General features: G+C 47.4%; 13 protein-coding genes. 10 read left to right on the forward strand and 3 right to left on the reverse strand.

Annotated features, from left to right (window positions below):
* The first annotated feature begins 2 nt into the window (after positions 1–2).
* From HKN88_01330 to pepQ, 7 genes are all read left to right on the forward strand, one after another.
* On the forward strand, positions 3–1,139 hold the full coding sequence (locus tag HKN88_01330; protein NNC96690.1) for a PDZ domain-containing protein: 1,137 nt from the start codon (positions 3–5) through the stop codon (positions 1,137–1,139).
* Between the two features lie 51 nt (positions 1,140–1,190).
* Positions 1,191–2,234: a tRNA preQ1(34) S-adenosylmethionine ribosyltransferase-isomerase QueA gene (gene queA, locus HKN88_01335; protein NNC96691.1), complete on the forward strand. Its 1,044-nt coding sequence runs from the start codon at positions 1,191–1,193 to the stop codon at positions 2,232–2,234.
* Positions 2,231–3,340, forward strand: coding sequence for a tRNA guanosine(34) transglycosylase Tgt (gene tgt / locus HKN88_01340; protein ID NNC96692.1), 1,110 nt, complete (start codon positions 2,231–2,233; stop codon positions 3,338–3,340). Before queA ends, tgt begins: the two co-directional genes overlap by 4 nt.
* A 108-nt stretch (positions 3,341–3,448) precedes the next feature.
* Positions 3,449–3,775 carry a preprotein translocase subunit YajC gene (yajC, locus tag HKN88_01345; GenBank protein NNC96693.1) on the forward strand — a complete coding sequence of 109 codons (327 nt, stop codon included), beginning with the start codon at positions 3,449–3,451 and terminating at the stop codon, positions 3,773–3,775.
* A 57-nt stretch (positions 3,776–3,832) separates the two neighbouring features.
* A complete protein-coding gene (gene secD, locus HKN88_01350) occupies positions 3,833–5,716 on the forward strand; it encodes a protein translocase subunit SecD (GenBank protein ID NNC96694.1) in 1,884 nt (627 codons plus the stop codon).
* A 50-nt stretch (positions 5,717–5,766) separates the two neighbouring features.
* On the forward strand, positions 5,767–6,696 hold the full coding sequence (gene secF, locus HKN88_01355; protein ID NNC96695.1) for a protein translocase subunit SecF: 930 nt from the start codon (positions 5,767–5,769) through the stop codon (positions 6,694–6,696).
* Between the two features lie 115 nt (positions 6,697–6,811).
* Positions 6,812–8,152: a Xaa-Pro dipeptidase gene (pepQ, locus tag HKN88_01360; protein NNC96696.1), complete on the forward strand. Its 1,341-nt coding sequence runs from the start codon at positions 6,812–6,814 to the stop codon at positions 8,150–8,152.
* Positions 8,153–8,178: 26 nt separating this feature from the next.
* Here pepQ and HKN88_01365 read toward each other — a convergent pair whose 3' ends face one another.
* From HKN88_01365 to HKN88_01375, 3 genes are read right to left on the reverse strand one after another with little or no spacing between them, the layout of a single operon-like run.
* Positions 8,179–8,928, reverse strand: coding sequence for an endonuclease (locus HKN88_01365; protein ID NNC96697.1), 750 nt, complete (start codon positions 8,926–8,928; stop codon positions 8,179–8,181).
* 53 nt (positions 8,929–8,981) lie between these two features.
* Entirely contained in the window at positions 8,982–9,449 is a 468-nt protein-coding gene (locus tag HKN88_01370; GenBank protein ID NNC96698.1) for a universal stress protein, read from the reverse strand.
* A gap of 33 nt (positions 9,450–9,482) precedes the next feature.
* Positions 9,483–9,929 (reverse strand): universal stress protein, encoded by a 447-nt coding sequence (locus HKN88_01375; protein NNC96699.1) that lies wholly within the window; start codon positions 9,927–9,929, stop codon positions 9,483–9,485.
* A 258-nt stretch (positions 9,930–10,187) separates the two neighbouring features.
* On the opposite strand from HKN88_01375, the gene HKN88_01380 reads away from it, so the two are divergent.
* The 3 genes from HKN88_01380 to HKN88_01390 form a co-directional block, all read left to right on the forward strand.
* The gene (locus tag HKN88_01380; GenBank protein NNC96700.1) at positions 10,188–11,699 is read left to right on the forward strand and encodes a PAS domain S-box protein; all 1,512 of its coding nucleotides are present in this window, start codon (positions 10,188–10,190) and stop codon (positions 11,697–11,699) included.
* Entirely contained in the window at positions 11,696–12,307 is a 612-nt protein-coding gene (locus HKN88_01385; protein NNC96701.1) for a response regulator transcription factor, read from the forward strand. Before HKN88_01380 ends, HKN88_01385 begins: the two co-directional genes overlap by 4 nt.
* 148 nt (positions 12,308–12,455) lie before the next feature.
* A partial coding sequence (locus HKN88_01390) for a response regulator (GenBank protein ID NNC96702.1) occupies positions 12,456–12,781 on the forward strand: 326 nt, incomplete at its 3' end.

Raw genomic sequence — 12,781 nt, forward strand, 5'->3', positions numbered from 1 at the left:
CCATGTTAACGCTTAAAAAACTTATTACACTTTTTGTCATTTTTGGTTTGAGCTATAGCCCAACGCTTTTGGCAGACGCAAACAGTGATAAATTGGCTGAAGCACAGAAAAAGCTCGAGGAGGCTGCCCGTGAGTACGCTGAATTGTCCAGCGAACTTGGCGGCGATGCCGCAGCGCAGGTAATGCGTACTTTCAGTTTTTCAAAGCATGCTGACAAGCCGCCTAAAGCCCGACTGGGGATCAATATCGGAAAAGTGGTGACACGCAAGACCGAAAACGGTGTGAGTGAAACCGAAACCCGTGGCCAAAAACCCGAAGACCAAAAGTCCGATGGCGTACACGTCATGGGAGTCAGTCCGGAAGGCCCTGCGGCCCAGGCGGGCTTAAAGGCTGGTGATGTGATCACAGCCTTGAATGGTCAGACATTACTGGCAGCACCGGATAATAGTGCGGTTAAACAATTGACCGAGATCATGAGCGAGGTAAACCCAGGGGACACTGTGGAAATCCTTTATCAACGTGATGGCGTGACGCAAAGCGCCAAAATAGTGACCGACGAAATGCCACATAAGGGAATGCGCATGCGTTTTGGTGACAATGATTTCAAATTCGGTGGACCGGGTATGCCGGGTGATTTCGATATTGACATTAAATCTTTTGATGGTCTTGAAGGCATGAAAGATCTGGAAATATTCAAGGATATGGGCGACGTGTTCGGTGAGGCGAAATTTATTTTCATGCATTCATCACCGCTTGGCGATGCGGAATTGGTCGAGCTGAGTGAAGATCTGGGTGAATACTTCGGAAGTGATGTGGGCTTATTGGTCGTCAAAGCGCCGAGTAATATAGACATTGAATTACGTGATGGCGATGTGATCCGCAGTATTGACGGGCGTACCCCGACCTCGGTCAGTCATGCGATGCGTATATTCCGTTCTTACGAAGCCGGTGAAGCGGTGAATCTGGAGATATTGCGCAAGAAACGCAAACGTAAACTGTCATTGACGATCCCGGAAAATGAAAAATCCAGTTCACATGTCTGGGATTTCGATAGGCATCCCGACGGCTTGGTGAATAACCGCAAGGATGGTCAACAACACAAACGTATCAAGATCATCAAAGGACAAGATAGCACCTGATCAGACGTAAAATAAAGTAAGCATTCTCCGACAGTGATATCATGCCGCCCCATGTGGACGCGGCATGATTTTCATTATCAATTACCCCCTGAGCTGATTGCGCAAGTACCTTTGCCCGAACGACGCGCCAGTCGTTTATTGGTGCTGGACAAAAGTGACCAACAAAGCGTCATCCAGGACAAACACTTCACAGATTTGCTTGAATATCTAAAGCCTGGTGACCGTTTGGTATTTAATAATACCCGGGTAATTCCAGCGCGCATTCATGGGCTTAAAGACACCGGGGGTAAGGTCGAGCTGTTGCTGGAACGTTGCTTGAGTAACAGCGAGGCGTTGGTGCACTTACGCGCGAGTAAGTCCCCAAAACCTGGTTCACAACTGATCTTTGAGCAAAATTGTGCAGTAAGCGTATTGGATAAAACCGGTGCATTGTACAAAGTTCGCTTTTATCGGGACATTCTCGAATATTTACACGCTTACGGACATATGCCTTTGCCACCGTATATTGAGCGCGAAGACAATGAGCTGGATCAGTCACGTTATCAAACCGTGTTCGCCAAAAATCCGGGCGCAGTTGCCGCACCCACCGCCAGTTTGCATTTTGATGAGAGCATGTTGCAGGACATCCGCAGTCAGGGTGTGGACATTTCCGAATTAACCTTGCACGTTGGCGCAGGTACTTTTCAGCCGGTTCGGGTCGATGACCTGTCACAGCATGTGATGCACAGCGAATGGCTGGATGTGCCACAAAGCGTGGTAGACGAGATCATGCAAACCCGACAACAGGGTGGTCGCATCATTGCCGTGGGAACTACGGTTGTGCGGTCTCTGGAAACCGCGGCGCGTGGCGGTGATCTACAAAGCTTTCAGGGCGACAGCGATCTATTCATCACTCCCGGGTTTGAATTCCAGGTTGTGGACGCAATGCTGACCAATTTTCATTTGCCGGAGTCAACCTTGCTGATGCTGGTTTCGGCCTTTGCGGGTCACGCCAACATTAAACACGCTTACGCGCATGCGATTGCTGCAAAGTACCGGTTTTTCAGTTACGGTGACGCCATGTTGCTACTAAACCGGGCGTCTGAGACCGCATGAAATTCAATTTAATCACAAATGACGAGCTTGCCCGTCGTGGGCAGCTGCAGTTCAAGCGTGGTGTCATTGATACCCCGGCCTTTATGCCGGTTGGTACCTATGGTTCGGTTAAAGGCCTGAGCCCGGAAGAGGTCGCAGCCAGTGGCGCCCAGGTTCTATTGGGTAATACCTTTCATCTCATGCTGCGCCCGGGCAGCGATGTGGTTAAGGCGCATGGCAGTTTGCACAATTTCATGCATTGGGAAAAACCCATACTGACCGATTCGGGCGGCTTTCAAGTTTGGAGCCTGGCCGAGATGCGCAAGATCACTGAGGAGGGCGCGAGTTTCCGTTCTCCTGTAAATGGCGACAAAATCATGCTGAGTCCGGAACGCTCCATGCAGGTTCAGCTTGATCTCGGTTCCGATATTGTGATGATCTTTGATGAGTGCACTCCGTACCCGGCCACCGAAAAGCAGGCACGAGATTCCATGCAGTTATCTTTACGCTGGGCACGCCGCAGTCGCGATTCTTATGATCAATATCAAACCAATTCTGATGCCGCCTTATTCGGGATCGTGCAAGGCGGCATGTACCCTGAGTTACGCCGTGAATCCTTGCACGGCTTGGGTGAGATCGGCTTCGATGGTTATGCGCTGGGTGGATTATCCGTCGGGGAGACTGAAGAAGAGTGTCACATGATCCTGGACGCCATCGCCAATGAGATGCCAGCCGACAAGCCACGTTATTTAATGGGTGTGGGTACACCTGAAGATCTGGTGGAAGCGGTGAGTCGAGGTATTGATATGTTTGACTGCGTGATGCCAACGCGCAATGCCCGCAACGGGTACTTGTTTACCCGTCATGGCGTGCTGAAAATCCGTAATGCCCGCTATGAGCGCGATAATCTGCCCATCGACCCCGAATGTAGCTGTTATACCTGCCAAAACTATTCGCGTGCCTACTTGCGTCATTTGGACAAATGTCGGGAAATGTTAGGGCCCAGACTCAATACCATCCACAATCTGCATTATTACCAGACTTTGATGCGCGACATGCGTAATGCCATAGAAAGTGGCCAATTTGCTGATTTTAAAAAGAATTTCTACGCCCTGCGCGAATCTTAAACCCGCATAAGAGCCTGAGAATAACGGGCATTTATGGCATAATACGCGGTCTTTTGTACACGCCAGCGGTCATTGCTTTAAATGACACGGCTAATTTTGAGGTTTGAAATGAATTTTTTTGATACTGCTGTGTATGCGGCACAACCCGGTCAAACGGGTTCATCGTCGATGAGTTTGATCATGATCTTTGTGATCTTTATTGTTTTTTATTTTTTACTTTTACGACCTCAGCAAAAACAACACAAGCAACATAAAAAAATGGTTGAGGCCCTGGGAGCTGGTGATGAAGTTATTACCAATGGCGGATTGCTGGGCAAGATCAGCAAGGTCGGCGAACAGTTTTTGACCGTTAAAATCGCCGATGGCGTTGAAATCAAGGTACAACGTCATCATATAGCCAGAGTATTGCCCAAAGGCACGATGAAAAGCGCCTGATAATTTGCGCCCTGAATGCGCCCCTTAATCATTACAACAATAATTTAAGAGATCAGTATGAATATCTACCCCAGTTGGAAGAATTGGCTAGTCATCATCGTAGTCGCCTTGGGAATCTTTTTTGCCTTACCCAATCTGTTTGGTGAGGATCCGGCAATCCAGTTCAAATCCAAAACCAGCGAAATACAACTCGATGACCCGGTAGTAGAGCGCATCAATGCGGTTCTGGCATCCAAGAACATCGAGGCCAGAGAGATCGTTGCTGAAAATGGCGAACTCTTGATCCGCCTGAGAGAAGTTGAAGACCAGCTCAAAGCGATTGATGACATTCGTGCGGAATTCAGTACGGGACAAGACAAGGATAAATACGGAGCCGCTTTAACTTTTGCACCGCGCACGCCTAAATGGATGAACGCAATTGGCATGGGCCAGATCGGATTGGGTCTGGACTTGCGCGGTGGTGTGCATTTCCTCTATGAAGTGGATCTGGAAAGTTTTATAAAAACCGAGTTTGAAAAATACGAAGCGTCGTCACGCACACGTTTGCGTAAAGCCAATTTACGCTCACAAACCATCAAGGCTTCTGACAATTCGGTGTATTACGAATTCAAAGATATTGCCACACGCGATGAGGCCAGAAAGGTTCTCAGTCGCGACGACACCACACGCACCTTCACCAATGGCACCAATCCGGCTAAACCGAGTTTTACCGTGACCCTGGATGAGGCGCAATTAAAAGCGCGTCAGGATTTTGCCATCACACAAAACATCACTACTTTACGTACCCGCGTCGAAGAACTGGGGGTTTCAGAACCGCAAGTTCAACGTCAGGGTTTAAATCGCATTGTTGTGCAGTTACCCGGCGTGCAAGACCCGGCACGTGCCGACGAGATCCTGGGCTCTACCGCGACCTTGGAATTCCGTTTGGTCGATCAGGACAATGACGCATACAAGGCTGCAGAAACAGGCCGCGCACCATTGGGCACTAAATTGTTTAATACCACCGAAGGTCAACCGATCTTGCTCAAACGCCAGGTGATTGCCAGTGGTGAGCATTTGAGTGGGGCGAGTTCCGGCGTGGATACCGAGTCTGGTACCCCGGCCGTGTTTGTTGATCTTTCCGGCACAGGTGCTGAAAACATGTTGCAAACCACCAAGGCGAATATCGGCAAGCCCATGGCCGTGGTGTTTATAAGTCAAGACAAACAGTTTTACGACGAGAACAAGAATAAACTTGATAAGCCGATCGTTACCGAGACCCAGGAAGTCATTAATGTCGCCACCATCAATGGGGTGTTCAGTAGCCGCTTCCAGATAACGGGCATCGACAGCATACAACGGGCAACCGACACAGCACTGCTGTTACGCGCTGGTGCCTTGGCCGCACCGCTGTATAAAGTGGAAGAGCGTACAATCGGACCAAGTCTTGGACAAGACAATATCGACAGCGGCATGCGGGCGATTATTTACGGCTTTATCGCAATATTCCTATTCATGTTGTTGTATTACAAAAAATTTGGCCTGTACGCCAACATTGCACTGATCGTGAACCTGGTTTTGATCATGGCCTTGTTGTCCATCTTGCCAACATCGCTCACCTTGCCAGGTATCGCCGGTATTGTTTTGACCGTGGGTATGGCGGTGGACGCCAATGTACTGATATTTGAACGCATTCGAGAAGAGATCGATGTGGGCAGTACACCGCAAGCAAGTATTCATGCAGGATACGCAAAAGCCTTCAGTTCGATTGCGGATGCAAACGTCACAACATTCATTGCCGCTATCGTTTTGTTTGCGCTAGGCACCGGACCGGTCAAGGGTTTTGCCGTAACTTTGATGCTCGGGATCATGACTTCAATGTTTACCGCGATTGTTGGTACCCGTGCATTGGTTAACTTCCTGTATGGCACCAAGCCAAGGATTGATAACCTGTCAATTTAATCACAACTGAATTTACATTTACACCATAAGAATAATATACGGAAAACATTATGCGAATTTTTAGCAAAGTTCCAACCATCGACTTTATGGGCAAGCGCAAGATCGCAATTGTGATCTCGATGCTCTTGATAGCAGCGTCCATTTTCGCGTTTGCAAGCCGCGGATTTAATCTGGGTATCGATTTCACCGGCGGGGTACTGGTTGAAGTTGCTTATGAGGAAAATGTGGAACTCGAAGCCATTCGCAAATCACTAAGCGACGCCAATTATGGCGATGCGGTGGTTCAGCATTACGGCACCACGCGTGACGTGTTGATCCGTTTATTGCCACAAGAAGGGCGTAACGATGCGGAATTGCGTGAAAAGCTTACACAAGTATTAACGGCAGAGAACGACACAGCAGTGTTGCGTGGCGTGTCATTTGTGGGACCATCGGTAGGCCAGGAGCTTAAAGAAAATGGCGGTATTGCGGCCATGACAGCCTTGACCCTGATCTTTGTATATATCTGGTTTCGCTTCAAATGGCATTTCTCGCTCGGCGCCAGTGCTGCACTTATCCATGACGTGATTCTGGTATTGGGTGTGTTTTCGTATTTCCAGATCGCCTTTGACATGAACGTGCTTGCGGCCATTTTGGCGGTGATCGGTTACTCACTCAACGATACCATTGTTGTATTTGACCGAATTCGCGAAAACCTTTTGGGACATCGCAATGCCGATTCCGAAGAGACCATGAATTTGTCGATCAACGAGATGTTGGCTCGAACTTTTGTCACCAGTTTAACCACCTTGCTGGTTGTGACATCGCTTTATGTATTGGGTGGAGAAGCCATTAAATCATTCGCACTGGCCTTGATCATCGGTATCGTGGTGGGCACCTACTCGTCTATTTACATTGCGAGTGCTACTGCACTTGGCCTGGGCATTACCCAGGAAGACTTGATACCTGTGGTGGACGACGAACTGGATGCGATGCCTTAGAGACTAATATTTACCAAGATTTTCATAACCGTTCATTAACTGGTTTAGTGAGCGGTTTTTTTTATGACAGATAGAGTACAATTTCAAAAAACAAAATCCAACAGGACGCTGCCCAATGACGCCGGATGTTCAAAACCTTTATCAAGCCCATGCCACTGATCTGATCAGCCAACATCAGGACTTACTGAAAAAATACGATTTTGATGCTGCCGTGATCCCGTCGGGTGAATTGCAGTATGTTTTTCAGGATGATATGAGCTATCCGTTTAAAGCCAATGCGTATTTCAAATGGTTGGTGCCATTGTGTAAGCATCCAAATTGTTTTATGGTTATCCCGCAAAAAGGCAAGCCCACACTGATCTACTTCGTGCCCAGAGATTACTGGCATGCCGTGCCTGAAATGCCGGATGAGAATTTATTTTCGGCTTTTGATGTTCAGGTGATATCCAAAGCCGGAGCTGCGCAAGGATTGTTACCGCATACTTCGGGTCAGATCGCGTGGCTGGGCGAAGCGCCACAGGCATTCGACCTGCCAAAAACTGCCAGCCTCTTGCCTGAACCCTTGCTCAGCGAATTGCATTGGCTACGCGCCTACAAATCGGAATACGAACAACATTGTTTGTATCAGGCTTCCTTGCTTGGGGCAAAAGCCCATCTCGCGGCCAAGCAGGCCTTTTATGCGGGGCTAAGCGAGTTACAGATCCATAATGCTTATTTACACGCAATGGGCTGTAAAGAATCCAATCTGCCGTATGGCAATATCGTGGCATTGAATGAACACGCGGCGGTTTTGCATTTCACTGAAATGGATAATGTGGTGTATGACAAATCGGAGCTGAGAAGTTTTTTAATTGATGCCGGCGGCAGTTTTCATGGTTATGCATCAGACATCACGCGTACTTACGCGTTTCAGCACAACGATTTTGCTGAAATGATCGTAGCGCTTGACCAAAAGCAACTGGAGATTGTCGACGCGATCGAACCTGGCGATTCATACATTGAATTGCATAAACTAACCCATCGAAAGGTTGCCGAAATATTGCTTGAATTCAATGTGCTGGATTGTGCACTTGATGAGGCTTTGGAGAAGCACATCACCTCAACGTTTTTTCCGCATGGTCTGGGACATCACCTGGGTCTGCATGTGCACGACGCCGGCGGGCATCAGGAAACAGCCACCGGCGGCAGCAAATTGCCACCGCCACCACATGATTTTTTACGCAATACGCGCACAATTGAAGCGGGGAATTATTTCACGATCGAGCCGGGTTTGTATTTCATTCCTCAACTGCTCGGGGAGCTCAAGGACAGTAAGCACTCGGGCCTGGTTAACTGGGACAAAGTCGAGGAATTCCTGCCTTTTGGTGGTATTCGTATTGAGGACAATGTGCTGGTGGGTGAAAACGCGGTAGAGAATTTTACCCGTAAAGCCTTCGCTGAATTGAATCCGGCCTGATCCGGAAAACTGTCTGGGCAAACTCCCTACACACCGTTTAGTGAGAAATCCACGACCAGTGGGCGGTGGTCGGAATATTGCACATCGCAGACAGTGAAATTATCGATCTGGATCGGTTTTTCATACAAGACAAAATCCAGTTCCAGGCGGGGCTTGTCGCTGGGAAATGTTGGTAAAGAATCCTTATTGGCAGACAACAAACCGGTGGCTTGCTTAAACAGGTTTAATTCGCTACTGCCCCAATAGGTATTGAAATCACCCGCAATGATCACCGGTTTGTCAATTTTTTTCATCAGTTGATGCAGTTCCCATAATTGTTCTTGGCGGTGGCGATACCATAGCGACAGATGTACCAGAAAAACACACACTTCATCGGTCTCCAGTTCGATGATCAGACGTTTCACACCGCGATTGAAATAATGAAAATTAGGGTGATGTAATTCGTTTGAGGCGATAAATGCATTGGCCTGGGCATTGAGGATGGGCAGGCGCGATGTGAATGACCCTTCATGATATTTGCATTGGTACAAGGAGTAATGTCCCAGGTCCTTAGCAATTTTTTCAGCCTGGTTGATGTTGCCGGTACGTTTCGAGCCGGTATCGACTTCGAGTAATCCGACCAGATCCGGTTTTTGTTGTTGCACGAACTGGCTGATCTTCTCCAGGTGCGCCGGATTGGTGCGTAAATATCCCGATCCTGGCATGGGAATATTCATGCGCCGCCCGTTCCCTGCCGCATAACGCATGTTGTAGACCAGTAAACGGTTTTTAATCATTTGCCAATCTTAATTCAAATATTACGGAATTCAACACCCAGAGCAAAATGAATTTAGTGATCAATTTTCACGACTAATACATCACACGGCGTATTTTGCACAATCGCTTTCGCAGTTGAACCAAAATAGGGGCGTTTTTCTTTTTTATGCTGACTGGCGGTGATGATCAGGTCACAGGCATTGGCCTGCGCAAATTCGGGAATACGTTCCTTGGGATCTCCGGTTTCAATAATGCATAAACTTTCATCGAGAGAATGGTCTTTGGCAATCTCTGCGAATAATTCCTGTTTGGCCGTAAAAACGCGTTCTTCAAAAGCGTCTTTATCGCCTAATGGCATAACCGGGATATACGGCATGGTTCCAAAAAATGTGGTTTCAAACGGGCGAACCACGTGCAGCAGTCGAATGCTTGTTGAAGCGCTTGCCAGTCTTTTGGCGCGTTCGATCAGGGCAACGGTGTTTATCCCCAGGTCAGTGGCGATCAGAATATTCTGATACTTATCCGTTTCTTGTTTACTCATGGCTAATCCCTGTGAGTCAATATCAATTAAGTATCAACTATACACTCTGACGGCCATTACATCACAAGGTGCATCATGCAACACCGCGCTGGCAGTAGACCCGAGCAGGGCACGCACACCTTTTTCGCCATGCGAACCAATGATGATCAGGTCCACCATGTTTTCTTCAGCGTATTCCTTGATCATGGTAGACGGCTTGCCGATCTCCAGGCGCCATTCTGTATTTGCCAGTTCATGTTCTTGAATAATTTTTTCAAAATGTTCCTTTTTGGCTTCGACCACACGATTTTCAATCTCTTCACCATCGATGATCACGGGAACGTAAGGCATGGTGCCGAAATAAGTGGTTTCCATTGGGCGCACAGCGTGCAACATAGAAAGTTTAGTGGTTTTCGACATCAAGCGGTTGGCTCGATCCAGAAGTGCTTCGGTATCAACCGAGAGGTCAGTGGCAATTAATATGTGTCGATAGTAACTCATGCGGATTCTCCAATCGGGTTTTTATTGATGTTATGGATGTTCATGGTGCTAATCATAAGCATGTTAATGATCTTGTATTTGATCTGAATCAATTTATGTAGAAAATTAGTAATTAATCTATACTTTAGCAACTACAAATAGAGAATTACCTTGAAAGAATTACTTCATTTGACCCTGATCTGGAGTAGCGTGTTTCTGGCGACTATTCTGGCCAAAAAGACACGCCTGGCCCCGGTATTGTGCTAGCATCCAGTCATTATGCCGAACTTTGAAAGTTTAAAATATTTCCCCGGAATGATCTACAAAGGGGTAGAACGAAAGGGGGAATTACTGGCGTTTGAAAGTGCCGGTAGTGATGAGCTGTACGGAGTCAGTAACGAGGATTTCTTGAGTGGTCGGGTGAACTGGCTTGATCTGGTGCACCCGGATCAAAAAAACCGGGTCATTCAACACACCATTCAGGCCCTTAAGCAGGGCACGCCGTTATCACTTGAGTTCAGAACCAGGCCAATTCGTGGCCAGTCCAAATATGTCTGGGACCATCGCTATTTTGATTTCTCAAATTACTCCGATGAGGATCCGCTCATGGAGTTTGAAGGCTACACCCTGGATATAAGCGAGCGTATACGTGTTCAGCAACAATTGCAGGAAAGCAAGGGCTTTGCCGATGCGGTTCTTGATACTTCGGTTGAGGCGATTATCACCATTAATCGACAAGCCATTGTTGAATCCTTTAACCATTCAGCTGAAAGTATGTTTGGTTATCAAAAAAGTGAGGTCATTGGTAAGAACGTCAAGCTCCTGATGCCACAGCCTTTCCACGACCAGCACGACAAATACGTAAAAAATTATGTGACTACCGGCAAGGCGAAAATTATCGGCAAGGGGCGAGAAGTGATCGGCTTGCATAAATCCGGACATCAGTTTCCAATCTATCTGGCGGTGAGTGAGGTGTTTCATCAAACCGAGAGAAAGTTTGTTGGGTTGATCCGTGATCTAAGCCATGAGCGACAGATTGAACTCGAAGCCGCCGAGGCGCGTAACCAGTTAGCCCATCTTGATCGCATTAACATGCTGAATGAGATGGCCACAGGCATTGCGCATGAGATAAACCAGCCACTTACGGCAATTTCCATGTATGCCCAGACCGCTTTGCGGACCCTGAATGCACCTGCGCCAAAACTTGATCTGTTGGCGCGCTCACTGGAAAAACTCAGTACCCAAGCCCATCGAGCCGGCGAAGTGATCGAGCGTATGCAGCAAATGGTCAGACAGGAAGATAGTCAACGCGAAGTCATTGATTGCAATGATCTGCTCAGGGGAATTGCCAATCTTGCTGAAGTCGAGGCACAGTTGCGAGACATTGACATTGAGTTTACTCCTATTTCCCGACAAGTCCTGGTGCATTCAGACAAAGTTCAAATACAACAAGTTGCACTGAATTTATTACGTAATGGCATGCAGTCTATGGAAGCGGTCAATCGTAAGCACGGGTCTCGCATTACTATGAGCGTCGAAATAGAGAAAGACTCGGCCAGGATCTCAATTATTGATAGCGGGACAGGAGTCAGCTCAGAGATTGAAAGTATTTTATTCAAACCTTTTTCGTCGAGTAAACAAAACAGTTTGGGTATTGGTTTGTCATTGTGTCGCTCTATAATCAATGCGCATGGTGGCAAGCTTGGGTATACTAATAATATTCAGGGTGGAGCAACATTTTATTTTACTTTACCTCTTTATGTGGCAACTGAGAAAGATCCGGAAGAATGAGCGAAGAACAATTTGTATACGTTGTAGACGATGATGATGCAGTACGTGATGCGCTGGGTATGTTGCTGGAATCAGTGGATATTCCGCATCAAACCTACAACAACGGTTTGGAATTCCTTGAAACCTATGATTCAAGCTTGCGAGGCTGTGCCGTTGTGGATATTCGTATGCCAGGAATGAATGGCCTCGAATTACAAAAACAACTAAATCTCAAGCACTCTACACTGCCGATCATATTTATAACCGGGCATGGTGATATCCCGATGGCGGTGGAGGCTATCCGCAATGGTGCAATTGATTTTATGCGTAAGCCAATACGCGAACAGGATCTGTTAGACCGGATCCAGGAAGCCTTGAGCATTGAGGAAAATCAGCACGAGCACCAAATGCGCCGCGTCAAGCAGCAAGAGGCATTAAGTTCATTGACCAAACGCGAACGTGAGGTTTTTGATCTGGTTGCGGAAGGCAAGGCCAATAAAGTGGTTGCCCAGGACCTGGGTATCAGTGAACGAACGGTGGAAGTGCACCGTTCACAAGCCATGCGTAAGCTGGGCGCGCGTTCCCTGGCTGAATTGGTCAAGATCAAACTGGAAGCACAAGCCAGCTAACAAACTTGCAAAATTCTTTAATTTAGACCTGGTATCTACGTATTTTCCCTATACGTAATTTTCACAATATCAAAATTTTGATTTTTTCCCTAGACTGCAGTTGTTCAAAAATAAAATAATTATTAGACAGTAAGACAGAATAGGTTTTATGAGCAGTTCAAACAAAGTCGTTTTCCTGGTTGAACCGGACAGTGCGGTGCGAGACAGCATCCGCTCATTATTGGAAAGTTTTGATGTTTCAATTAAAACCTACGCCAGTGGCCGCTCGTTCTTGAACAACGCCAAACCAAATGGTCACGGTTGTGTGTTGGTTGAAAGCGATCTGCCGGATATGACCGGAGTTGACCTGTCAAAGTACATCAGGCAACAAGGGCAAACATTGCCCGTGGTCTTACTGACCAGTAGCAATGATGTCGGTTTTGAAAAGCTGAACCAGCCCGCGGTATCAGCCATTTTGCACAAACCTCTGAAAAG

It is taken from the genome of Gammaproteobacteria bacterium (assembly GCA_013001575.1).
Classification (GTDB): domain Bacteria; phylum Pseudomonadota; class Gammaproteobacteria; order Steroidobacterales; family JABDMI01; genus JABDMI01.

What these genes read in the sequence shown, in the direction of transcription:
- HKN88_01370 (NNC96698.1), bottom strand. Translation starts at nt 9,449, where the DNA reads ATGAGTAAACAAGAAACGGATAAGTATCAGAATATTCTGATCGCCACT.
- HKN88_01375 (NNC96699.1), bottom strand. Translation starts at nt 9,929, where the DNA reads ATGAGTTACTATCGACACATATTAATTGCCACTGACCTCTCGGTTGAT.
- pepQ (NNC96696.1), top strand. Translation starts at nt 6,812, where the DNA reads ATGACGCCGGATGTTCAAAACCTTTATCAAGCCCATGCCACTGATCTG.
- tgt (NNC96692.1), top strand. Translation starts at nt 2,231, where the DNA reads ATGAAATTCAATTTAATCACAAATGACGAGCTTGCCCGTCGTGGGCAG.
- queA (NNC96691.1), top strand. Translation starts at nt 1,191, where the DNA reads ATGTGGACGCGGCATGATTTTCATTATCAATTACCCCCTGAGCTGATT.
- HKN88_01380 (NNC96700.1), top strand. Translation starts at nt 10,188, where the DNA reads ATGCCGAACTTTGAAAGTTTAAAATATTTCCCCGGAATGATCTACAAA.
- yajC (NNC96693.1), top strand. Translation starts at nt 3,449, where the DNA reads ATGAATTTTTTTGATACTGCTGTGTATGCGGCACAACCCGGTCAAACG.
- secD (NNC96694.1), top strand. Translation starts at nt 3,833, where the DNA reads ATGAATATCTACCCCAGTTGGAAGAATTGGCTAGTCATCATCGTAGTC.
- secF (NNC96695.1), top strand. Translation starts at nt 5,767, where the DNA reads ATGCGAATTTTTAGCAAAGTTCCAACCATCGACTTTATGGGCAAGCGC.
- HKN88_01385 (NNC96701.1), top strand. Translation starts at nt 11,696, where the DNA reads ATGAGCGAAGAACAATTTGTATACGTTGTAGACGATGATGATGCAGTA.
- HKN88_01330 (NNC96690.1), top strand. Translation starts at nt 3, where the DNA reads ATGTTAACGCTTAAAAAACTTATTACACTTTTTGTCATTTTTGGTTTG.
- HKN88_01365 (NNC96697.1), bottom strand. Translation starts at nt 8,928, where the DNA reads ATGATTAAAAACCGTTTACTGGTCTACAACATGCGTTATGCGGCAGGG.